This is a genomic window from Caballeronia sp. INDeC2 (assembly GCF_023631325.1).
In the GTDB taxonomy this organism is placed as follows: domain Bacteria; phylum Pseudomonadota; class Gammaproteobacteria; order Burkholderiales; family Burkholderiaceae; genus Caballeronia.
This window is the reverse complement of the sequence record NZ_JALQDG010000016.1, coordinates 1-21,311: the sequence shown is the minus strand read 5'-3', so window position 1 is coordinate 21,311 and position 21,311 is coordinate 1. Positions and strand designations below refer to the sequence as shown.

20 protein-coding genes are annotated in these 21,311 nt (G+C 61.7%); 7 read left to right on the top strand and 13 right to left on the bottom strand.

The window, feature by feature from the left end:
* Window positions 1–597, top strand: coding sequence for a nitroreductase family protein (locus NCS28_RS12060; RefSeq protein ID WP_250514049.1), 597 nt, complete (start codon window positions 1–3; stop codon window positions 595–597).
* Window positions 598–603: 6 nt separating this feature from the next.
* Here NCS28_RS12060 and NCS28_RS12055 read toward each other — a convergent pair whose 3' ends face one another.
* The gene (locus NCS28_RS12055) at window positions 604–2,091 is read right to left on the bottom strand and encodes an MFS transporter (protein WP_250514048.1); all 1,488 of its coding nucleotides are present in this window, start codon (window positions 2,089–2,091) and stop codon (window positions 604–606) included.
* Between the two features lie 194 nt (window positions 2,092–2,285).
* On the opposite strand from NCS28_RS12055, the gene NCS28_RS12050 reads away from it, so the two are divergent.
* Window positions 2,286–3,536, top strand: a complete 1,251-nt coding sequence (locus NCS28_RS12050) for an Hsp70 family protein (protein ID WP_250514061.1) — start codon at window positions 2,286–2,288, stop codon at window positions 3,534–3,536.
* A gap of 78 nt (window positions 3,537–3,614) precedes the next feature.
* Here the strand turns inward: NCS28_RS12050 and NCS28_RS12045 are convergent, their stop codons facing one another.
* Window positions 3,615–3,818 (bottom strand): cold-shock protein, encoded by a 204-nt coding sequence (locus NCS28_RS12045; protein ID WP_007000074.1) that lies wholly within the window; start codon window positions 3,816–3,818, stop codon window positions 3,615–3,617.
* Window positions 3,819–4,237: 419 nt separating this feature from the next.
* Between NCS28_RS12045 and NCS28_RS12040 the strand changes: the two genes are divergently transcribed.
* Complete coding sequence (locus tag NCS28_RS12040; RefSeq protein ID WP_250514047.1) at window positions 4,238–5,830, top strand: APC family permease; 1,593 nt, start codon at window positions 4,238–4,240, stop codon at window positions 5,828–5,830.
* 73 nt (window positions 5,831–5,903) lie between these two features.
* Here NCS28_RS12040 and NCS28_RS12035 read toward each other — a convergent pair whose 3' ends face one another.
* The 7 genes from NCS28_RS12035 to NCS28_RS12005 all read right to left on the bottom strand — a co-directional run bounded on the left by NCS28_RS12035 (window position 5,904) and on the right by NCS28_RS12005 (window position 12,110).
* Window positions 5,904–6,689, bottom strand: a complete 786-nt coding sequence (locus NCS28_RS12035) for a DODA-type extradiol aromatic ring-opening family dioxygenase (protein ID WP_250514046.1) — start codon at window positions 6,687–6,689, stop codon at window positions 5,904–5,906.
* A gap of 94 nt (window positions 6,690–6,783) precedes the next feature.
* Complete coding sequence (locus NCS28_RS12030) at window positions 6,784–7,386, bottom strand: UbiX family flavin prenyltransferase (RefSeq protein WP_250514045.1); 603 nt, start codon at window positions 7,384–7,386, stop codon at window positions 6,784–6,786.
* An 11-nt stretch (window positions 7,387–7,397) separates the two neighbouring features.
* Entirely contained in the window at window positions 7,398–7,709 is a 312-nt protein-coding gene (gene grxD / locus NCS28_RS12025; RefSeq protein WP_250514044.1) for a Grx4 family monothiol glutaredoxin, read from the bottom strand.
* Between the two features lie 84 nt (window positions 7,710–7,793).
* Window positions 7,794–8,630 (bottom strand): peptide chain release factor N(5)-glutamine methyltransferase, encoded by an 837-nt coding sequence (gene prmC / locus NCS28_RS12020; protein ID WP_250514043.1) that lies wholly within the window; start codon window positions 8,628–8,630, stop codon window positions 7,794–7,796.
* The gene (gene prfA / locus NCS28_RS12015) at window positions 8,627–9,709 is read right to left on the bottom strand and encodes a peptide chain release factor 1 (protein WP_250514042.1); all 1,083 of its coding nucleotides are present in this window, start codon (window positions 9,707–9,709) and stop codon (window positions 8,627–8,629) included. Before prfA ends, prmC begins: the two co-directional genes overlap by 4 nt.
* 96 nt (window positions 9,710–9,805) lie before the next feature.
* The gene (gene hemA, locus NCS28_RS12010; RefSeq protein WP_250514041.1) at window positions 9,806–11,101 is read right to left on the bottom strand and encodes a glutamyl-tRNA reductase; all 1,296 of its coding nucleotides are present in this window, start codon (window positions 11,099–11,101) and stop codon (window positions 9,806–9,808) included.
* A gap of 190 nt (window positions 11,102–11,291) precedes the next feature.
* Window positions 11,292–12,110 (bottom strand): glycosyltransferase family 2 protein, encoded by an 819-nt coding sequence (locus NCS28_RS12005; RefSeq protein WP_250514040.1) that lies wholly within the window; start codon window positions 12,108–12,110, stop codon window positions 11,292–11,294.
* A gap of 346 nt (window positions 12,111–12,456) precedes the next feature.
* On the opposite strand from NCS28_RS12005, the gene NCS28_RS12000 reads away from it, so the two are divergent.
* The 3 genes from NCS28_RS12000 to NCS28_RS11990 all read left to right on the top strand — a co-directional run bounded on the left by NCS28_RS12000 (window position 12,457) and on the right by NCS28_RS11990 (window position 15,287).
* Window positions 12,457–12,729 (top strand): hypothetical protein, encoded by a 273-nt coding sequence (locus NCS28_RS12000; RefSeq protein ID WP_250514039.1) that lies wholly within the window; start codon window positions 12,457–12,459, stop codon window positions 12,727–12,729.
* Window positions 12,730–12,856: 127 nt separating this feature from the next.
* On the top strand, window positions 12,857–14,644 hold the full coding sequence (locus tag NCS28_RS11995; protein ID WP_250514060.1) for an aminopeptidase P family protein: 1,788 nt from the start codon (window positions 12,857–12,859) through the stop codon (window positions 14,642–14,644).
* 19 nt (window positions 14,645–14,663) lie between these two features.
* Entirely contained in the window at window positions 14,664–15,287 is a 624-nt protein-coding gene (locus NCS28_RS11990) for an HAD family hydrolase (protein WP_250514038.1), read from the top strand.
* An 18-nt stretch (window positions 15,288–15,305) separates the two neighbouring features.
* Here the strand turns inward: NCS28_RS11990 and NCS28_RS11985 are convergent, their stop codons facing one another.
* The 4 genes from NCS28_RS11985 to NCS28_RS11970 all read right to left on the bottom strand — a co-directional run bounded on the left by NCS28_RS11985 (window position 15,306) and on the right by NCS28_RS11970 (window position 20,034).
* Window positions 15,306–16,433 carry a DUF748 domain-containing protein gene (locus tag NCS28_RS11985; protein ID WP_250514037.1) on the bottom strand — a complete coding sequence of 376 codons (1,128 nt, stop codon included), beginning with the start codon at window positions 16,431–16,433 and terminating at the stop codon, window positions 15,306–15,308.
* A 147-nt stretch (window positions 16,434–16,580) separates the two neighbouring features.
* Entirely contained in the window at window positions 16,581–18,248 is a 1,668-nt protein-coding gene (ettA, locus tag NCS28_RS11980; protein WP_250514036.1) for an energy-dependent translational throttle protein EttA, read from the bottom strand.
* A gap of 144 nt (window positions 18,249–18,392) precedes the next feature.
* Window positions 18,393–18,713: a DUF3761 domain-containing protein gene (locus NCS28_RS11975; protein ID WP_250514035.1), complete on the bottom strand. Its 321-nt coding sequence runs from the start codon at window positions 18,711–18,713 to the stop codon at window positions 18,393–18,395.
* Between the two features lie 787 nt (window positions 18,714–19,500).
* A complete protein-coding gene (locus tag NCS28_RS11970; RefSeq protein ID WP_250514034.1) occupies window positions 19,501–20,034 on the bottom strand; it encodes a hypothetical protein in 534 nt (177 codons plus the stop codon).
* Between the two features lie 853 nt (window positions 20,035–20,887).
* On the opposite strand from NCS28_RS11970, the gene NCS28_RS11965 reads away from it, so the two are divergent.
* Window positions 20,888–21,211: a helix-turn-helix domain-containing protein gene (locus NCS28_RS11965; RefSeq protein ID WP_250514033.1), complete on the top strand. Its 324-nt coding sequence runs from the start codon at window positions 20,888–20,890 to the stop codon at window positions 21,209–21,211.
* Window positions 21,212–21,311 lie beyond the last annotated feature (100 nt).

Below are 21,311 nucleotides of genomic sequence, written 5' to 3'. Positions count from 1 at the left end.
ATGACCACGAAGCCCGCTCCGACCGATGTCGACATCCACGAACTGATCGCCGGCCGTTGGAGCCCGCGCGCCTTTTCCGATGCGCCGATTGAGCGCGCGCAGTTGCATCGCCTGCTGGAAGCGGCGCGCTGGGCGCCGTCGTCGAATAATTTGCAGCCGTGGCGCTTCATCGTGTTCGACCGTCATCGCGACGAGACCGCGTTCAAGCGCGCGTTCGATACGCTCATGCCCGGCAACCAGAAGTGGAACGTGAACGTGCCGCTGCTCATCTGCGTGACGGCTTCGACGCTCACGCCGAAGGGCGACACGAACCGCACCGCGACCTACGACACAGGCGCGGCCGCGATGGCGCTCGTGCTCCAGGCGCACGCGCTGGGACTGGCGACGCATCAGATGGGCGGTTTCGATCGCGACGCATTCCGTCAGGCGCTGTCGATTCCCGCGGACGTGGAAATCATCGCGATGATCGCGATCGGTCATCACGGCGACGCGAGTCAGCTCGACGAAACACTGCGCGAACGCGAAGCCGCGCCGCGCGCACGTAAGACGCTGGCGGAAACGGCCTTCGAAGGCACGTGGGACAAGGCGTTCAGGTAATCGCGCTCAATGCTCGTCCGCGGCCGAAAGCGGACGAGCGACATCCTCGAGCGATCTGCGCTCCGCCGCGACGCCCCAGATGCCCGCGACGACCGCCGCAGCGATCATCAGCAGCGATCCGATCAGATAGCCCACGAACACGGCGCCGCGCTCGTGAGTATCGATCAGCTGACCGAAAAGCGTCGGCCCGATGATGCCGCCGAGCGCGGTCCCGAACGCGTAGAACACCGCGATGGCGAGCGCGCGAATCTCCAGCGGAAACGTTTCGCTCACGGTCAGATACGCCGAGCTGGCCGCCGCCGACGCGAAGAAGAAAATCACCATCCACGCAATGGTCTGCGTCGTCACGGTGAGCATGCCGTGCATGAACATCCAGCCGCTTATGGTCAGCAACACGCCCGATATCGCGTACGTGAACGCGATCATCTTGCGCCGGCCGAGCACATCGAAGAGCTTGCCGAGCAGAACCGGACCGAGGAAATTCCCGGCCGCGAACGGCAACACGTACCAGCCGATGTGATCGCCCGGGACGTGATAGAAGTCGGTCAGAACGAGTGCGTACGTGAAGAAAATCGCGTTGTAGAAAAAAGCCTGCGCCGTCATCAGCACGAGCCCGACCAGCGAGCGGCTGCGATGCGCGTTGAAAAGCGTATGCACGACTTCGCGCAACCGCGTCTCTTCGCGAGCGTGCAGGCGCAACGTCTTGACGGGCGTATCGGGAATCTCGACGCCTTGCTGCCGGAAATGCGCCTCGATGTCCTCGACGACCTGTTTCGCCTCCTCCGCGCGATTGTGCGTGATGAGCCACCGCGGGCTTTCCGGCACCCACATCCGCATGAAGAGGATCGTGAGCCCGAGCACCGCGCCGATCAGAAAGCACGCGCGCCATCCCCAATCGGGCGGGAGCAGGCCGGGATCGAGCAGTACGATGGAGCCCGCCGCGCCGATGCCCGCGCCGACCCAGAACGTGCCGTTGATCGCGAGGTCGGTCCAGCCGCGCAGACGGGCGGGCGTGAATTCCTGGATCGTCGAGTTGATGGCGGTGTATTCGCCGCCGATGCCCGCGCCCGTCAGAAAGCGAAACAGTACGAACGTCGCGAGATTCCATGAAAACGCGGTCGCGGCGGTGGCGGCCACGTAGAGAAAGAGCGTGATGAAGAACAGCTTGCGCCGGCCGAGCCGGTCAGTGAGCCAGCCGAAGCCGAGCGCGCCGAGCACCGCGCCCGCGATATACGCGCTGCCCGCTATGCCGACATCGGCATTCGAAAACTGCAGCGCCGGGCTCGACTTGAGCGCGCTCGCGACAGCGCCGGCGAGCGTCACTTCGAGTCCGTCGAGCAGCCAGGTGATGCCGAGCGCGAGCACGATCAGCGTATGAAAGCGGCCCCACGGCAGACGGTCGAGACGCCCGGGCAAATCGGTTTCGATGATGGCCGTACGATCGCTGGCTGTATCGCTCAAACGGTTCTCCTGTGGCGCGGCGGTTTCGTTCATGTGCTGGTTCGTTGCGGTTACGCATGCAAAAACGCGAACAAATTGCCGCTTTGTGCGCAAGTTACATTCCGCTTTTGTCGAATAAACTCAGTGGTTTAAAAATATCGGAAATGCGGTTGATGCGCCTTTCGGAACGTGTTAAAAACGCCGTCCATGTTTGAATGCGACGTCCTCATCCGACGCCGCCGATGCCCATGACTTATTGCGCGATCGATTTCGGCACATCGAATTCCGCCGTCGCTCTGCCGGACGGCTCGTCGATCCGGCTGGCGCCCGTGGAAGGCGACGCGACCACGCTGCCCACCGCCGTTTTCTTCAACACCGACGAGAATAACCAGTCCTACGGCCGCGCGGCGCTCGAAGCGTACATTGACGGTTTCGACGGTCGCCTGATGCGCTCGATGAAGAGTATTCTCGGCTCGCCGCTCGCGGACAACAGCACCGATCTCGGCGACGGTTCCGCAATCAAATACACCGACGTCATCACGCTTTTTCTGCAACATCTGAAGCAGAAGGCGCAGGCGCTCGCCGCCGAGCCGCTCACGCGCGCGGTGCTCGGCCGCCCGGTCTTTTTCGTCGACGACGATCCGCGCGCCGACAATCTCGCGCAGAAACAGCTCGAAGCCTGCGCGCATGCGGTCGGCTTGCGCGAGATCCACTTCCAGTACGAGCCGATCGCCGCGGCGTTCGACTATGAAGCGGGCCTCACGAAAGAAGGGCTCGTGCTGGTCGCGGATATCGGCGGCGGCACGTCGGACTTTTCGCTCGTGCGCGTCGGCCCGGAGCGCGCGCACCATCTGGAGCGCAAGGGCGACGTGCTCGCGCATCATGGCGTGCACGTCGCCGGCACGGACTTTGATCGCCGCGTGGAACTCGTGACCGTGCTGCGCGAGCTCGGTTACCAGTCGCTCGATCCGAAGGGACGCGAATTGCCGAGCCCCGTGTACTTCGATCTCGCGACGTGGCATCTGATCAACACGGTCTATACGCCGAAGCGCGTGAGCGAATTACAACTGATGCGCCATCTCTATACCGACGTACGCCATCACGACCGGTTGATGCGCGTGGTGTATCGGCGGCTCGGTCACGCGCTGACGGCGCACGCCGAAGAAGCGAAGATCGATGTCGCGGCGGGCGGCACGACCGAAATCGACATGGAAGAGGTGGAAGAAGCGCTGCGTGTCGCGTTCGACGAGGCACAAATGATCGCGGCCGGCGCGGACGAAACGCGGCGGATCGTCGAGGCGGCGCAGGAAACGTTAAAACGAGCGGGCGTGGCTCCCGCCGACGTAGGCGCCGTCTATTTCACGGGCGGGACGACCGGGCTGCGGTTTCTGTCGGAAGCGCTGTCGACGGCATTTCCCGCCGCGCAGCCGGTGTTCGGCGATCGCCTCGCCAGCGTGGCGAAAGGGCTGGGCATCTACGCGCAGCGCATCTTCGCCTGAGTTCACACGCGGCCGAAGCCAAAAAAGAAAACCCCGCCGAGGCGGGGTTCTCATACGAATTCTAGCGGTACTGACTACTTAGACCGGCTTGATGTTCGCTGCTTGCTTGCCCTTCGGGCCAGTCTTCACTTCGTAGGAAACCTTTTGGTTTTCCTGAAGCGTCTTGAAGCCTTCGATGCGGATTTCCGAGAAGTGCGCGAACAGATCTTCGCCGCCGCCATCCGGAGTGATGAAGCCAAAGCCCTTTGCGTCATTGAACCACTTGACGGTACCGGTTTCCATGTTACGTATTCCAAAAAATTGATGAATAAGGCCGAAGCCCAAGGGTGCGGAAAATCAAGGAAGGGGCAATGGGACCAACCGGAGTACCGTGATGGCGAACTCGAAAGAACCAATTCACTCGCCACTTGAAATCCTGCAAGAAGGTTTATACGGCGAAACGAATTCGCGGTCAATTAATATCCGACAACTCTGAAGGGACTTTTCTGAGACAAGCAAGCAAAAATTACGGAACCTGCAATTTCGGGCCGGAACATCCTTCAAATACACCGCTTCGGGGCAATTTCTTTCCGGCATGCACTGCATTCGAAAGGTGCAACCGTTAAACTACGCGCCTTCTAAAGGGTTGCACCGACACCGCCGGAACGCGAGAAAGAACGCGTGGGGCGCTGCGCGCGCGCCGCGAGACACTGGAGAGAGAGTTGAAGAGTTCGATACAAAGAAATATCGGCCCGATGGCGCTTTTGCTGACCGGCCTCGGGTCCATTATCGGTTCGGGCTGGCTGTTCGGCGCCTGGAAAGCCGCCAAGATCGCCGGACCGGCTGCGATCGTCGCGTGGGTGATCGGCGCGGTCGTCATTCTGGCGATTGCGCTGACCTACGCGGAACTCGGCGCGATGTTCCCCGAGTCGGGCGGCATGGTGCGCTACGCGCGCTATTCGCACGGCGCGCTCGTCGGCTTCATCAGCGCGTGGGCGAACTGGATCGCGATCGTCTCGGTGATCCCGATCGAAGCCGAAGCGTCGATCCAATACATGAGCACCTGGCCGTACGACTGGGCGCATGCGCTCTTCGTCAACGAGTCGCTTACGCCGATGGGCCTCGGGCTGTCGGCGCTGCTCGTGATCGTCTACTTCATGCTGAACTACTGGGGCGTCAAAGTGTTCGCGCGCGCGAACTCCGCGATCACGATCTTCAAGTTCCTGATTCCAGGCGCCACTATCGCGGGCCTCGTTTTCACCGGGTTCCATTCGGAGAACTTCGGCACCGCGTCGAGCTTCGCGCCGTACGGCTGGCCCGCCGTGCTGACGGCGGTGGCGACGAGCGGCATCGTGTTCAGCTTCAACGGTTTTCAGAGCCCGGTGAATCTCGCCGGGGAAGCACGCCATCCCGCGCGCAGCGTGCCGTTCGCGGTGATCGGCTCGATCCTGCTGGCGCTCGTGATTTACGTGCTGCTGCAGATCGCGTATATCGGCGCGGTGAGTCCGACCGATGTGATGAAAGGCTGGTCGCACTTCAACTTCGCGTCGCCGTTCGCGGAACTGGCGCTCGCGCTGAATCTGAACTGGCTCGCGTTCCTGCTGTATGTCGATGCGTTCGTCAGCCCGAGCGGCACCGGCACGACCTACATGGCGACGACCACCCGCATGATCTACGCGATGCAGCGCAATAACACGATGCCGAAGATTTTCGGCGTCGTGCATCCGTTCTACGGCGTGCCGCGCCCCGCGATGTGGTTCAACCTTATCGTCGCGTTCATTTTCCTGTTCTTCTTCCGTGGCTGGAGCTCGCTCGCGGCGGTGATTTCGGTTGCGACCGTGATCTCGTATCTCACCGGCCCGGTCAGCCTGATGGCGCTGCGCCGCTCGGCGGCCGACCTCGAACGCCCGCTCAAATTGCCGATGATGGGCGTAATCGCGCCGTTCGCGTTCGTGTGCGCGTCGCTCGTGCTGTTTTGGGCAAAGTGGCCGCTCACCGGCGAGATCATTCTGCTGATGGTCGTCGCGCTTCCCGTCTATTTCTACTTTCAGAGCAGGACGGGCTTTGCGGGCTGGGGCCGCGATCTGAAGGCGGCGTGGTGGCTCATGGCCTATTTGCCGTCGATGGCGGTGATGTCGCTGATCGGCAGCAAGGATTTCGGCGGTAGCGGACTTCTGCCGTACGGCTGGGACATGGCTGCGGTCGCCGTGCTCGCGCTGATCTTCTATTACTGGGGCGTGCACACGGGCTATCGCACGAAGTATCTCGACGAACGCGAAAGCCGCGACGACATTCTTCACGAAGTCGGCGCCTAAAGTCCTTCCGCTTCACGACAAAACCCGCCCGAGCGATCAGGCGGGTTTTTTCATTTCGGAGCAGGCTTCGGCGTTAATCGTCGGTGAACACGTAGTTGGTCATCGCGAGCGCGCGCTGGAACGTGCCGAGTGACTGAATGCCGAGCCGATAATCATCCGCCGCCGCGCCGAGCGCGCTGAACACGGGCAGCAGATGTTCGTCGGTCGGATGCATCAGCGCGGCGTGCGGCGCGCGGGCGCGATAGTCGAGCAGGGCGTCGATATCGCGCTCGGCCATGCGGCTTTCGAACCAATCGGTGAACTCGGTCACGCGCGGATCGGCGTCTTCCGGACGGGCGCGGAAATCGGCCATGCGCAGATTGTGCGTGATCTGTCCGGAACCGACGATCATCACGCCGTCGTCGCGCAAATCGCGCAGGGCCCGGCCGATGCGGAAATGATGCGCGGCGTCGAGATGCGGCTGAATCGACAACTGCGCAACCGGGACGTCGGCATCCGGAAACATCAGAAGCATCGGCACCCAAGCGCCGTGATCGAGCCCGCGATCCGCTGTTGCCGCGGGAATGCCGTGCTCGCCGAGCAGCGCGGCGGCACGCTTCGCGAGGCCGGGCGCACCCGGCGCCGGATAGCGCAGTTCGTAGAGCGCGCGCGGGAAGCCATAAAAATCGTGGATCGTCTCCGGGCGTTCGGCCGTGCTCGCCGCCGGTTGCGCCGTGCCCCAATGGGCCGACAACATCAGAATGGCGCGCGGGCGCGGCAGCGTTTGTCCGAGCGAGGCGAATTCGGCGGATGGCATCGACGGGTCGATCGGCAGCGTTGGTGCGCCGTGGGAAATGAAAACGGTGGGCAGTTGGCTCATGGCGGCGAATTCCTTAGGGATCTGCCGTCAATGTAGTGCCGCGAGCCGTGTTGATAAACGGCGCGAACGGCAACGCATTGTGTCGCCGTCGTTGTTAATCCGCTGCTTCGCCGCGCAGCCCTCGCCATGCGGGCGCGACGGGCTGCCCAAAGCCGAACTGATCGATGACGCGCGCGACCGTGTGATTCACCATGTCGTCGATGGTCGCGGGCTTTTGATAGAACGCGGGCAATGGCGGAAAGATCACGCCGCCCATCTCCGTGACGGCCGTCATATTGCGCAGGTGCGCGAGATTGAGCGGCGTCTCGCGCACGAGGAGCACGAGGCGGCGGCGCTCTTTTAGCACCACATCGGCGGCGCGGGTGATGAGATTGTCGGAGAGACCGTGCGCGATGCTTGCAAGCGTGCGCATCGAGCATGGCGCGACGACCATGCCGTCGGTCGCGAAGGAACCCGAAGCGATGGTCGCGCCGATATCGCGTACGCTATGAACGACGTCGGCGAGCGCGTGAACGGTGCCCTTGTCGAGATCGAGTTCGTGCTGAATATTGAGCCATCCGGCGCTGGAAACGAGCAAATGCGTCTCGACACCGGAAAGCCGGCGCAGCGTCTCTAGCAAACGTACGCCGTAGATCGCGCCCGTTGCGCCGGTAATTCCGACGATGACTCGTCGTTTTGCGGCAGCGGGCGCGCTCACTTGCGGAAAACTCAAGCGGCGGCGAAGAGCTGTTGCAGTTCGCCCGATTGATACATCTCCATCATGATGTCCGATCCGCCGATGAACTCGCCGTTCACGTAAAGCTGCGGAATAGTCGGCCAGTTGGAGAATTCCTTGATGCCCTGGCGGATCTCATCGTCCTCGAGGACGTTCACGGTCTTGATCTGATCGACGCCACATGCCTTCAGCACCTGGATCGCGCGGCCCGAGAAACCGCACATCGGGAATTGCGCCGTGCCTTTCATGAAAAGGACGACCGGGTTTTGATCGACGATCTGCTTGATGCGTTCTTGCGTGTCCATGGCGTTCCTGCGCGTGAAGTCGGTGGGATTGATGGTTGAAATGATAGCGGATTTCGCTTTCGCGGGCTGACGACGCCCGGACGCTCAGGCCGTGAAAAGGCCGCCGGAGCAGCGCTCGATGCCAGCGAGATCGCGCATCGAGCGGACATCGGTGAAGCCGCGTGCCTTGAGCAGATCGCGCACGGATTGCGCCTGATCGTAGCCGTGCTCGATCCACAGCGCGCCGTTGTTAGTGAGCAGAAACGGTGCTGTGCCGATGATCGTGCGAATCGCGGACAAGCCGTCGGCTTCGTCGGTGAGCGCGGCGCGCGGCTCGAAGCGCAAGTCGCCTTGCGCGAGATGCGGATCGTCGCTCGCGATATACGGCGGATTGCTCACGATCGTCTCGAAGATCAGCGATGGATCGACGTTCGCGGTCCAGTCGCTTTCGACGAACGTGACCGGGCCGCCCGCGCGCGTTGCATCGAGCAGCGCACGCGCGTTGCCTCGCGCGACATCAAGCGCGGCGCTCGACCGGTCGACGGCCCACACGCGCGCATCGGGCCGGGCATGGGCAATCGAAATCGCGATCGCGCCGGTGCCCGTGCCGAGATCGAGCACGCGCGGATTAGGCGCATCGGCGATAGATTCGAGCGCGAGTTCCACGAGCAGTTCGGTTTCCGGTCGAGGGATCAGCACGTCCGGCGTCACGTCGAATTCGAGCCCGAAAAACTCGCGCTTGCCGGTCAATTGAGCGATGGGCTCGCCGTTCAGACGTCTCGCCGCAAGCGCTTCGAAGCGCGCGACCGCATCCGGATCGAGCGATTCACGATCGCGCGTGATCAGCTCCGTGCGCCGCCAGCCGAGCACATGCATCAGCAGAATGCGCGCTTCGAGCTGCGGCAACCCGGCAGCGCGCAGCAACTCGGCGGCCGTGCTCAATCGGCTTCCCCGAGCGCCGCAAGCTGTTCGGCCTGATGCTCGGACACGAGCGAGGCGATCATTTCGTCGAGATCGCCGTCCATGATGTATTCGAGCTTGTAGAGCGTCAGATTGATGCGGTGATCCGTCATGCGCCCTTGCGGGAAGTTGTACGTGCGGATGCGCTCCGAGCGGTCGCCCGATCCGATCAGACTCTTGCGCGTCGCCGCTTCCTTCGCGTGCTGCTCGTGATACTGCTTGTCCTTGATGCGCGCGGCGAGCACTTTCAGCGCGCGATCCTTGTTCTTGTGCTGCGAGCGGTCGTCCTGACATTCGACGACGATTCCCGTCGGCAAGTGCGTGACGCGCACGGCGGAATCCGTCTTGTTGATGTGCTGCCCGCCCGCACCCGACGCGCGGAACGTATCGATGCGCAAATCTGCGGGATTGATGACGACTTCGCTGATTTCATCGGCTTCCGGCATCACCGCGACCGTGCACGCGGACGTGTGGATGCGCCCTTGCGTTTCCGTCGCCGGGACGCGCTGCACGCGATGCCCGCCCGATTCGAACTTGAGCCGCGAATACGCGCCTTGCCCCGCGATGCGCACGATCACTTCCTTGTAGCCGCCGAGATCCGACACGCTCTCCGACATCGTCTCGACGGTCCAGCGGTTGCGTTCGGCGTAACGAAGGTACATGCGCAGCAAATCGCCCGCGAACAGCGCGGATTCGTCGCCGCCCGTGCCCGCGCGGATTTCGATGAAGATGTTGCGGTCGTCGTTCGGATCTTTCGGCAAGAGCATCATCTGCAAGTCGCTTTCGATCTTCGTCATGCGCTCGCGCGCCTCGCCGATTTCCTCTTCGGCGAAATCGCGCATCGACGGATCGGAGAGCAGCTCCTGCGCGGTCGCTTCGTCGGTCAACGCCTGACGCCAGAGCGCGTATTGATCGACGATCGGGCTGATTTCCGCGTGCTCGCGCGTGAGCTTCCGATACTGGTCCATATCGGCTGTCACGTCCTCGCGGCTCAACAGTTCGTTGAGATCGACCTGCCGTCTTGCAAGCTGGTCGAGCTTGCTTTGCATGCTCGTTTTCATCGGGCGGAATCGGCGCGGGCAGCGCCAGGAAATAATGCGATCAGGGAGCGCCGCGCGCGGCGCGCGGAGCATTTGAGAATAGCAAAGAGAAGGCCGCTAACGTTCCGACGAATCGGACGACGATCCGTGGCGGTAGAAGCCGCTCATCAGGTCGATGAGCTGGTCGCGCTCCTCACGGCTCGCGCGGTTGAGCGCGTGCGTCGGGCCGTGAATCAGCTTGTTCGTGAGCGATTGCGACAGCGCTTCGAGCACGGCGGCGGGATCGTCGCCGCGCGCGAGCATCTTGCGCGCGCGCTCGACTTCGGCGCGGCGCAGCGTGTCCGCCTGCGTGTGCATGTGACGGATGACCGGCACGATGCTGCGCGCATCGAGCCACTGCATGAAATTCGCGACGCGCGTCTCGATGATCGCCTCGGCCTGCGCGACCGCCGCCTGACGCGACGCGTTGCCTTCGCGCACGATCGCGCCGAGATCGTCGACGGTATAGAGGAACACGTCCTGGAGATTGCCGACTTCGGGCTCGATATCGCGCGGCACGGCGAGATCGACCATGAAGATCGGCCGATGGCGGCGCGCGCGCACCGCACGCTCCACCGCGCCGAGACCGATGATCGGCAGCGTCGACGCCGTGCACGACACGATGATGTCGAATTCGTGCATGCGCGCGGGCAGTTCGGAGAGCGGAATCGCGCGGCCGTTGAAACGCCCGGCGAGCTTTTCGCCGCGCTCCGCCGTCCGGTTCGCGACCACCAGTTCACGCGGATTCTGCGCGGCGAAGTGCGTCGCGCAGAGTTCGATCATTTCGCCCGCGCCGATGAACAGCACGCGCTGGCTCGAAATGTTTTCGAAGATGCGCTGCGCGAGCCGCACGGCGGCGGCGGCCATCGACACCGACTGCGCGCCAATTTCTGTCGTCGTGCGCACTTCCTTTGCGACGGCAAAGGTGCGCTGGAACAACTGGTTGAGATATGTGCCGAGCGCGCCGGCTTCGGACGCCGTGCGCACGGCATCCTTCATTTGTCCGACGATTTGCGTCTCGCCGAGCACCATCGAATCGAGGCCGGATGCGACGCGAAACGCGTGACGCACGGCTTCCGACTGCGGCAGCGCATAGACGTGCGGCGCGAGTTCGGGAACGGGGATGCTGTGGTATTTCGAGAGCCACTGGATTGCGGCTTCGCGGGCGGCGGCGTTGTCGGTGGCGCAGTAGAGTTCGGTGCGGTTGCAGGTCGACAGGATGGCCGCTTCCGGCGATGCCTTCGCGAGCGGTCCCAGCCAGATCTCCTTCAGCGCACCCAGCGCGGGCTTGACCTGTTCGAGCGGAAACGCCACGCGTTCGCGCAGGGCGACAGGCGCAGTGTGGTGGTTGATTCCGATCGTGAGGAGCTGCATTGTTTTGAGCTAATGCTTTGGGCCTAAGCCGATGGCCTTTCAGATAGCCCAATATTATAGCCTTTTGCGTATTTCTTCATTTATAGGCGGCATTTGGGGCGCGAGTAGTGGCCAATGCCGCCGACGCCCACGCAGCGGGCGGTCAAGGCCCGCCGCGAGATTCCGTGTGACAGAAAGCCGCGGCGTGCGCTCAGCCGAAATACTTGGCCAGCTCGGCCGCGCGCGCTTCCAGCTCCTCGATGGGAATCTCGGCGGTGCGATACGCCATTTCCCGGTTCTTGGCGCTCAGTTGCTCTTCGCTGATCTCGACGCGCGAGGCAGAGTCGTGATTGAGGTGGAACAGCGCCGCCTGGCTATCAGAGAGTGCATGCCACCGAACGCCGAGTCGCGCGGCGCGGCTGAACAGGTCGTCGTCTTCTCCTCCCCAGCCGATGAAGCTCGGATCCAGCCCGCCGACGCGAATGAAATCCGCTCGTTTGAAGAGATTGATTGCGCCCGGCGTATTGGCGTAGAGCAGATTTATTTCATCCGGCAAATCGCATTCGAGAAACGGGGCGAATTCGTTGAAATCACCCGATTCGATGAATGATAGGCGCCGATTGCCGGAAACATTCAATACGCGAGTGAAAGGACAAAGCGCATCGCTGCTATTTTGGTCCATCAGCGCGTCCAACGCGCCTTTCATGTAAAACGGGTTCGCGATCATATCCGCATCGTGCATGCAGATAATCTCGCTCTTTGCCATGAGCGCCCCGAGATTGACTAGTCGCGCCTTCGGGAAAGGGCCGGTGTCGTGTATGAACAAGTGCCTGATCTTCGGGTCGCCGAGTTCCGACCAGCTGAACGTGGGCGCGGCATCCGCCTCGATCAGCCAGAGCTGATAGTCCGAATAGGTACGGTCCAAGTGACGCAGCACGCCGCGCAAGTTATCTCGCCGCTCCTGGCTAGCGCCCCGATACGTGATGATCAGTTCGAGGCCGCGCAGGGAAATCAGATTGGTTTCCGTCATGGGAAATCTATACCTTTGAAAATCGCAATTTCGCTGCTTCAGCGATCGAGCGATATTAATTCGAAGCTCGGTTGGTATTTATTCGGAACATTCTGAATAAATGCGGAGTCGTTTTGTGTAAATGGTAGCACCCGGCAAAACCGCTGAAACTCAGAAAATTCACATAAACGTCTCAAGAGGAAAACGGTGGCGGCGCCCGGCGTCTGGCCCCTATCCGCAGCCTTGCGCTGGCTATGTCCGGCCCCTAAACTCAACCGCTGCGTCCACCGGGGATCGTCTAAACCATGCGTGCTAACCGAAACGCTTCACTTTTCACTAAATCGATTGCAACGGAGCACCGCCGCTGATGGGTTGGATCGGACTGATTTTGCTGGGCGCGGTGATCGGCGCCGCGGGGTGGTGGCTGCATCCGCTGAGGCGTGCGGGGCGCGGCGCACACGGTCCCGCCGGACGCATCTGGACGGCCGTCGCCGCTGGCATACTGGCGGCGGTCGTCGCGCGCATGCTCGGCAATATCGTCGACGTCTATCACGACGGCGATACGCTCGAATGGCTCGCATGCGCGCTCTTCGCGCTCTTCGTCGTGACGACGACCGTCGGGCTGGCGGCGCGCCGCTGAACCAATTTTTCTGGCGTGCGTCGGGCGATCCTCGCCGCGCGCCGTGCTCTTCGCGCCCAACGCGGGCTTTCAAGCAGGTGACTTCATGAACGATCGCATTGCAGATTCAGCCATTCCAGAGCCCGCCATGTTTGCGAGGCGCATCCAATCGTTGCGCGGCCAGATGGCGCTCGAAAAGCTCGCCGCCGTGCTTATCCCGTCCGCCGATCCGCATCTTTCCGAATATCTGCCGGAACGCTGGCAAGGGCGCCAATGGCTCTCGGGCTTTACCGGATCGGTGGGCACGCTCGTGGTGACGGCGGATTTCGCGGGCGTCTGGGTGGACAGCCGCTACTGGACGCAGGCCGAAGCGCAACTCGCCGGCACCGGCATCGCGCTCATGAAGATGATGGGCGGCCAGCAGACTGCGCCGCACGTCGAATGGCTCGCGGAAAACGTTCCGTCGGGCGCGACGGTCGCGGTCGACGGCACCGTGCTCGGCGTCGCGGCGGCGCGCGCGTTGTCCGAAGCGCTGACCGCGCGCGGCATCGTGCTGCGCACCGATCTCGATCTGCTCGATTCGGTGTGGCCCGCGCGTCCCGGCTTGCCGGAGGCGGCCGTCTACGAGCACGCCGCGCCGCATGCGAGCGTCTCCCGCGCGGACAAGCTCGCGCAAGTGCGCGGCGCGATGCAGGCGAAGGGCACGCAATGGCACTTCGTTTCCACGCTCGACGATCTCGCGTGGATCTTCAATCTGCGCGGCGGCGATGTCAGCTACAACCCGGTTTTCGTTGCGCATGCGCTGATCGGCCTCGTTGACGCGACGATCTTCGTCGCCGACGGCAAGGTGCCTGCCGCGCTCGTCGAATCCCTTGCGCGCGACAACGTGCGCATCGCGCCGTATCCCGCCGCGCCGGAATCGCTCGCGTCGCTGCCGGCGGGCGCGGCGCTTCTGATCGACCCGCGCCGCATCACGCACGGCCTGCTGGAGAAAGTGCCCGCGTCTGTGACGATCGTCGAGGCCGTGAATCCGTCGACGTTCGCAAAATCGCGCAAGTCCGCGGCGGAAGCGGAGCACATCCGCGCGACGATGGAACAGGACGGCGCCGCGCTCGCCGAATTCTTCGCGTGGTTCGAAGACGCGCTCGGCCACGAACGCATCACGGAACTGACGATCGACGAGAAACTGACCGCCGCGCGCGCCCGCCGTCCGGGCTTCGTCACGCTGAGTTTCGGCACGATTGCGGGCTTCAACGCCAACGGCGCCATGCCGCATTACCGCGCGACCGAGACCTCGCATGCCGTGATCGAAGGCAATGGTTTGCTCCTGATCGATTCGGGCGGCCAGTATCTGAGCGGAACGACGGACATCACGCGTGTCGTGCCGATCGGCGAGATCAGCGCCGAGCATAAGCGCGATTTCACCGTCGTGCTGAAGGGCACGATGGCGCTTTCCCGCGCGCGCTTTCCACGCGGCATCCGTTCGCCGATGCTCGATTCGATCGCTCGCGCACCGATCTGGGAAGCGGGCGCCGACTACGGTCACGGCACGGGGCATGGCGTCGGCTACTTCCTGAACGTGCACGAAGGCCCGCAGGTGATCTCGCACCATGCGCCTGCCGAATCGTGGACGGCGATGGAAGAGGGCATGATCACGTCGATCGAGCCGGGGATCTATCGGCCGGCGAAGTGGGGCATCCGCATCGAAAATCTCGTGATGAACCGGGCGGCGGGCAAGACCGAGTTCGGCGATTTCCTCGAATTCGAAACGCTGACGCTGTGCCCGATCGATACGCGCTGCATCGACTTGTCGCTGTTGCGTGAAGACGAGCGTGCATGGCTCAACGCGTATCACGAGACGGTGCGCACGCGCGTGTCGCCGCATGTGTCGGGGAAAGCGTTGGCGTGGCTCGAAGAGCGGACGAAGGCGATCTGACGCACGGGAGCGCAGAGAGATGACCATCAAGGCAGTAGTGTTCGATTTCGGCGGCGTGCTGATCGACTGGAATCGCGAATATCTCTACAAACAGTTGATTCCGGACGAAGCCGAGCGCCGCTGGTTTCTCGACAACGTCTGCAAGATGGAATGGGTCGTGCAGCAGGACGGCGGGCAGACGATCGAGGAAGGCACGGCCGAGTTGATTGCGCTTCATCCCGGGCACGAAGCGCTGATCCGCGCGTTCTATGCGCGCTGGCCGGAGATGGTGTCGGGCGTGCTGGAAGAGGGCGTCGCGCTCGTCGACCGGCTCGAGGCCGCGGGCGTCCCGCTCTTCGGCTTGACGAACTGGTCGGCGGAAACTTTTCCGTACGCGTGGGAGCGCTTCGACGTGCTGCGGAAGTTCCGCGAGATCGTCGTGTCGGGGCGCGTCGGTCTCGTGAAGCCCGATCCGCAGATATTCGATTTGATGCGCGCGGAAATCGAAAAGCAGTTGCCGGGCGTTCGGCCAGACGAGCTCGTTTTCATCGACGACAATCTGAAGAACGCGCAAGCCGCGAGCGCGCTCGGCTGGCACGGCGTTCACTACACCGGCGCGCTGGACACGGAAACGAAGCTGCGCGCGCTGAATCTGCCGATCTGAAAGCGCGAATGCAACGCGCTACTGCCCCAGCAGATTCTTCAGCGCGTTGCCGATTCCTCGCACCGTATCGCCCGCGCCCCGCGCGACGCCTTCGGCGCTTACGCCGAGGGCTTTAGCGAAGCCAGCCGCGAGCTTCTTCGACAGACTTTCACTGAGCGAAAACTTCGGATCGCGCAGATCGCCTTCGAGTACGAAATCGAGCTTGATCTGCTCCTTGCGATCCTTCAGCGCGGCGATCGCGGCCTTGGTCGGAATCGAGAGGAAGGTGTCGAGCGGATTACCGGTCTCGCTGATCTGCAAGTGATTCAGCGTGAGCGTGCCGGGCGCGTGAATGCGGTAGTCCTTCACGGTGGAATCGATCGACAAGTCGATGGTGCCGCCCGTCACCGCCGCCCTCGCGCCGGCCTTCTTGAGCAGATATGGATCGAGCGTCGCGACATCGACGTTGCGCCACGTCACGCGCGTCTGCGAATCCTTGTTCGCGATGACCATCCAGCCGGCCCATGTCACATTTCCCGTGTGCGACGGGCCCTTGATCGAGCCGGTCATCGAAAGCTCGGTGCGGTCGTTGAGAGCGGGCAGATGAATGTGATCGACGGTGGCGCGCGCATCGCCGATCAGCACGCGATACGGCGGGTTCTGGACCGAGCCGTCGAAGAATTCCATCGAACCGCGCTCGAACGACACGCGATCGATGAGCTTTTCCTCGCGCGCGTGCTCCTCGCGCTCCTTGCTGTCGGGCGTGGCGTTGGCTTCCTGCGCGGTTTCCCGTAGCCCGGGCAGAATGCGCACGCGGCCATCGGCGGAACGGACGATCGACAGATAGTAGTTGTCCACGCTCACGCTGCGCAGATGCACCGGCTTGGCGATGAGCGAATGCATGTCGACATCGAGCACGATGCGTTCGGCGCGCATGGCATCGCTCGCCGGCCAGTCTTTCGGGCCGCGCAGGCGCACGCGCGAGAGCGTCACGTGACCGAAGCCGACGTCGATTTCTTCCACCGAACCGTTCGGGCCGAGCGTCTCGATGATGCGCTCTTTCATTTGATGCACGACGAACAGCCAGCCGCCGATCGCCACGACGACGAGCGCCACGACGATTCCGATTGCCCAAAGCGCCCCCCGCCTCGCGCTCGATCCCGCCATCTGCGTGTGTCTCCGTGTCGGCTTATCGGAAAGTGCCGCTCGAAAATGCAAGTGGCGACTGCGTCCTACACAGTCGCCACTTTTATGCCTGATGTCGGTGCGCGCGCCCGCATTGGCGCGCGGTAAATCATCGGATCTTTGCTGTGCTCAGCGCGTGATCGGCTTATAGCGCAGACGCTTCGGCTTCGCGGCTTCTTCGCCGAGACGCTTGCGCTTGTCGGCTTCGTATTCCTGGTAATTGCCGTCGAAGAATTCGACATGCGAATCGCCTTCGAACGCGAGAATGTGCGTGGCGATCCGGTCGAGGAACCAGCGATCGTGCGAGATCACCATCACGGAACCGGCGAATTCCAGCAGCGCGTCTTCGAGCGCGCGCAGCGTTTCGACGTCGAGATCGTTCGACGGTTCGTCGAGCAGCAGCACGTTGCCGCCTGCGATGAGCGTCTTCGCCAGATGCAGACGGCCGCGCTCTCCGCCCGACAGATTGCCGACGAGCTTTTGCTGATCGCTGCCCTTGAAGTTGAATCGGCCGATATACGCGCGCGACGGCGTTTCGTACTTGCCGACCGTGAGCACGTCGGCGCCGCCGGAGATTTCCTCGAACACGGTTTTGTCGGCGGCGAGCGCGTCGCGGCTTTGATCCACATAGGCGAGCTTGACGGTCGGACCCGTGACGATCTCGCCCGAATCCGGCTGCTCCTTGCCGGTCAGCATGCGAAAGAGCGTCGACTTGCCGGCGCCGTTCGGCCCGATGATTCCGACGATCGCGCCCGCCGGAATCTTCATGCTGAGATTGTCGATGAGCAGACGATCGCCATAAGCCTTGCTGACGTTCTTGAACTCGATGACCTCATTGCCCAGCCGATCGCCGACCGGAATGAAGATTTCCTGCGTTTCGTTGCGCTTCTGATATTCCTGGCTATTGAGCTCCTCGAAACGCGCAATACGCGCCTTCGATTTCGCCTGACGGCCCTTCGGGTTCTGACGCACCCATTCGAGTTCCTTCTTGATCGCCTTTTGACGCGCGGATTCGCTCGATTCTTCCTGCTTCAGGCGGTCTTCCTTCTGGTCGAGCCAGCTCGAATAATTGCCCTTCCACGGAATGCCGTGGCCGCGGTCGAGTTCGAGAATCCATTCGGCGGCGTTGTCGAGGAAGTAGCGATCGTGCGTCACCGCGACGACGGTGCCCGGATAGCGCGTGAGGAACTGCTCCAGCCATTCGACGGATTCGGCGTCGAGGTGGTTGGTCGGCTCGTCGAGCAGCAGCATGTCGGGCTTTTGCAGCAGCAGCTTGCACAGTGCGACGCGGCGCTTTTCCCCGCCCGACAGATGTTCGATTTTCGCGTCCCACGCGGGCAGGCGCAGCGCGTCGGCGGCGACTTCGAGCTGTTGCTCGGGACTGCCGCCATCGCTCGTCGAGAGAATTGCTTCGTACTTCGCCTGTTCTGCGGCGAGCTTGTCGAAGTCGGCGTCGGGTTCGGCATAGGCGGCGTAGATTTCGTCGAGCTTCTTTTGCGCCTGGAAAACGTCGCCGAGACCTTCCTCGACGGCCTCACGCACGGTCTGCTGCGGGTCGAGCTGCGGCTCCTGCGGCAGATAACCGATGTTCAGGTTCGGCATCGGCGTGGCTTCGCCTTCGATGTCCTTATCGACGCCCGCCATGATCCTGATGAGCGTCGACTTGCCGGAACCGTTCAGGCCGAGCAGGCCGATTTTTGCGCCGGGGAAAAACGAGAGGGAGATGTCTTTCAGGATCTGACGCTTCGGCGGGACGATCTTGCCGACGCGGTTCATGGTGAAGACGTATTGGGCCATGTTGTCCGTGACTGATTGGATGATGAAGGGTGCGAACGCCCTGCGTTCGATGAGATTCGCTCGCGCGATCTGGCGCGCGCTCCCGAGGCCGCGCCGGGCGGCGCGGGCGGGCTCAAATGGCATTGTACTTCGCGGTTCGACCGGTCACTGCCAGCTCGCCACTCCGCCGTGTCGCGAGCAAGTTCCGCCATGATGCCGGCTGAAGCTGTATGAGCCGTCGCGGCATTGGGCGGTCGCGCCCGCGGGGACGGTGCCTGAGCGCGTGTGCGCGGGCGAGTGGACGACGTTGCCGTCGTGGTTGACGTAGTGGCCGTGGTTGTCGAGGTCGGATTCGTCTGGTTGCGGCTGGTACTGGTATTGATAGCCGCGATAGGCGAAAGCGCCGGGTGTCCACACGACGCTTGCCGCGATCAGCGCGGTAACCGCGAACGCACGCAACGCGCTCATCGACGCGTGTCTCTTCATCTTCTTGTTTTCTCTCGTTGTTGTTATTTATCGCGCAATCGCTGCGCTGCCTCATCCGCGCAAGAAAAAAGCGGAGCCCCTCTTATCGGGTACTCCGCTTCGCGAGGCAAGCAGCTTGACAGTTCTTGACGCTTACACGTTGAGCAACCACCCCCGAGTTCGGCTGCTATGGACTCTCCTGTATGTTGTTGTTTTTTATCAGGAAAGTGAGGCGTCGGCGATGTCCATGCCGACGCGCGCGAAACCGCTCATTTCGGCGTCCCTTTGTCCATAGCGGCCGGCCTCCCTCTCAGCGGGATTGGGGGAGGGCAAAGGTCATCGAGCTTAGCCTGAAGTAGAGCATTTTTCTGCAGGACTTCGAGCACTAAGCGGTGAGCACTCGCGAGTTGAGACTGTGCATCGTCGCGTTGCTTCGTCAGCCGCGTAACTTGCGATTCCAAGTCCTCGCGTATACGCTTTTTCCGCTCGCGACGGGCTTGTTGCAACTTCTGTTGTGCGTCATGGATTTCTATCCACGCCTGAATCTCGCGAACTAGCGCTGGGAACCGCTTCTTTTTAAGTGCAGTCGGGTCTGTGCCGGCCTCCTTGGCAACATTATTTTGGCTGACAGGAGTTCCGCGCGGAACTAACAGGGGGCGGTCATCCCTTAGGCGGTCGAAAGCGCTTCGGAACCGTTGCTCTGCGGTTTCGGGCTCGGAGTTCATCGGTATAGCTTCTTCCATACTGTCCACCTATCAATGTGATTCGGCCAAGAGCGTGTTTTGTTGGATGGAACCGTCCCGCGGCTTCACTGAAATAACCTGCTGCTGAACGGCCCACGCATGTTCGTTATCTGTCGGCCCATGACCTCGTATCGAGCAGAAACAACCTGATTCTCGAAGTCTTCGCTAAAGCGAAGACGACTGAAGTTGCGACCGTAGTAACGGGTTTGAAGCAACGTGAGGTGCTTCAGGATGACTTGAATCGAACTTTCGCTCAGAAGCCCACTGGCGAACATGTTGATGGCGCCTGTGCGTCGAAGTTCGTGATAAGCCAAAGGCCATGTTTTGCCCACTGCAAAACGGCCATCCTTGTTTAGATTTGGAGTGAACTGGCGAGCAATGACCAAATCCTGCTCAGTTATCTTCAGGACTTCCAGGTCAAATAGACGTGGATACCTTTGCAAAAGATACCAGTAGGATTGGAGCTTAGGCCTGGTCGAGTACCCTTTCCATTTCCCCGGAACCGCAGCCCACGGCTCGAAGGCGTTGTGAAAAAGACAAGGATTTTCCCGGTCATACTTGCTGCAGCCAACGGTGGGATTTTGGGCCGCACTGCTCATCCGCAGCCTCGCGACTGCAGTCATCGCTTCTACCGCAGCTTCGACGCTGGGACTCGTGGGCCATCGCGCGTCACTATCTGGGTCAGTTTTGGTGGACTCGCCGCAGATTATCGGAATGCGGCCCAGCACTGGGTCCTGCTCCCACTGTAGGCAATCAGCCCTCAACGCCGCGACTTCCTCCTTTCGCTGGAACGTGAAGTTTGCTACGTATGTCAATCCTACAGTTTGTACGAGTGTCAGATACGCTGTAAGAGAAGTCAGTTCAATAGTCCCTCGCTGAGGGGGCAGTACCCACTTCGCCAAAATATCGAAGACGCCGAACTCTTTAGCGACGAGTTCGAATGGACCGTAGAACTTCCGCCCTGTCCGGGTGCCCCTGTTTTCTGGCTGCTTTGCAAACGGAAGGAATGGATAACGGTCTCCTTCGTAAAGAAAAGCAGACTCAAGGTCTCCAAAGTTATGAGCGTAGGCATCGACACAAAACTTGAAGCAACTTTCAATTTGTTCCTTGTGCTCAAGGAAATCATCGAGACACTCTCTAAGCCGCTGTACTTGGTAAGCCCAAATTCTAGGCGGGATATAGGCGGTCTGCTCGCCTAGACATCGTCATCAGCGGGTGGGACAAGGCACGATAGGCAGAGCATAAGCACCTCCTCATTCGCTCGGACATCCTATGCAACCGCATAGCACCAAATAGCGGAAACGCGCCACTGTTATCTTGCCGTCGGTAGTTAAAGCCAACGCTCAGCCGTGTTCCCATAAAATGCAAATAGTCGAAATTCGACTATAGTCGATTTTGGACTATTTGAGAGTGGACCGCAAGCTGTTGTCGTTCTGACATCTTGGCTCTCACGTGCAAAAGTCCATATACACCGAGCATTACGGTCTTCTGTTGTCCACGCTACGGGAAGCGAGGAAGACCGCCGGGCTGTCACAAGTTGAATTGGCCAGAAGGTTGGACCTTACGCAATCGATTATCGGAAAATGCGAGCGTGGGGAACGCCGGCTCGACGTAATCGAGCTAAGAGAATGGTGTGGGGCGATTGGCATCCCGCTCTATGAGCTCATTCTCCAACTCGAGTCGTCAATTTCGCAGTTCGAAGCCGTGAAGAACAGCGTGCGGAAGCCCGCTAGCGGGTCCGTTGAGAAGGCGGGGAAACAAGGACGCAAAACGTAGTCCGAAAATCTTCACGGAAGAACGGTAAGCGGCTCGCCTAGGCCGTGTGTAGAGGCGTCCGCGCCTGGGCGCAGGATTGCCTCAGGTGGAGCGGCTAGAT

What these genes read in the sequence shown, in the direction of transcription:
- NCS28_RS11985 (WP_250514037.1), bottom strand. Translation starts at nt 16,433, where the DNA reads ATGGCGGGATCGAGCGCGAGGCGGGGGGCGCTTTGGGCAATCGGAATC.
- ettA (WP_250514036.1), bottom strand. Translation starts at nt 18,248, where the DNA reads ATGGCCCAATACGTCTTCACCATGAACCGCGTCGGCAAGATCGTCCCG.
- hemA (WP_250514041.1), bottom strand. Translation starts at nt 11,101, where the DNA reads ATGCAGCTCCTCACGATCGGAATCAACCACCACACTGCGCCTGTCGCC.
- grxD (WP_250514044.1), bottom strand. Translation starts at nt 7,709, where the DNA reads ATGGACACGCAAGAACGCATCAAGCAGATCGTCGATCAAAACCCGGTC.
- NCS28_RS11975 (WP_250514035.1), bottom strand. Translation starts at nt 18,713, where the DNA reads ATGAAGAGACACGCGTCGATGAGCGCGTTGCGTGCGTTCGCGGTTACC.
- prfA (WP_250514042.1), bottom strand. Translation starts at nt 9,709, where the DNA reads ATGAAAACGAGCATGCAAAGCAAGCTCGACCAGCTTGCAAGACGGCAG.
- NCS28_RS12060 (WP_250514049.1), top strand. Translation starts at nt 1, where the DNA reads ATGACCACGAAGCCCGCTCCGACCGATGTCGACATCCACGAACTGATC.
- NCS28_RS12055 (WP_250514048.1), bottom strand. Translation starts at nt 2,091, where the DNA reads ATGAACGAAACCGCCGCGCCACAGGAGAACCGTTTGAGCGATACAGCC.
- NCS28_RS12000 (WP_250514039.1), top strand. Translation starts at nt 12,457, where the DNA reads ATGGGTTGGATCGGACTGATTTTGCTGGGCGCGGTGATCGGCGCCGCG.
- NCS28_RS12005 (WP_250514040.1), bottom strand. Translation starts at nt 12,110, where the DNA reads ATGACGGAAACCAATCTGATTTCCCTGCGCGGCCTCGAACTGATCATC.
- NCS28_RS11970 (WP_250514034.1), bottom strand. Translation starts at nt 20,034, where the DNA reads ATGAGCAGTGCGGCCCAAAATCCCACCGTTGGCTGCAGCAAGTATGAC.
- NCS28_RS11995 (WP_250514060.1), top strand. Translation starts at nt 12,857, where the DNA reads ATGTTTGCGAGGCGCATCCAATCGTTGCGCGGCCAGATGGCGCTCGAA.
- NCS28_RS12045 (WP_007000074.1), bottom strand. Translation starts at nt 3,818, where the DNA reads ATGGAAACCGGTACCGTCAAGTGGTTCAATGACGCAAAGGGCTTTGGC.
- NCS28_RS11990 (WP_250514038.1), top strand. Translation starts at nt 14,664, where the DNA reads ATGACCATCAAGGCAGTAGTGTTCGATTTCGGCGGCGTGCTGATCGAC.
- NCS28_RS12035 (WP_250514046.1), bottom strand. Translation starts at nt 6,689, where the DNA reads ATGAGCCAACTGCCCACCGTTTTCATTTCCCACGGCGCACCAACGCTG.
- NCS28_RS12050 (WP_250514061.1), top strand. Translation starts at nt 2,286, where the DNA reads ATGACTTATTGCGCGATCGATTTCGGCACATCGAATTCCGCCGTCGCT.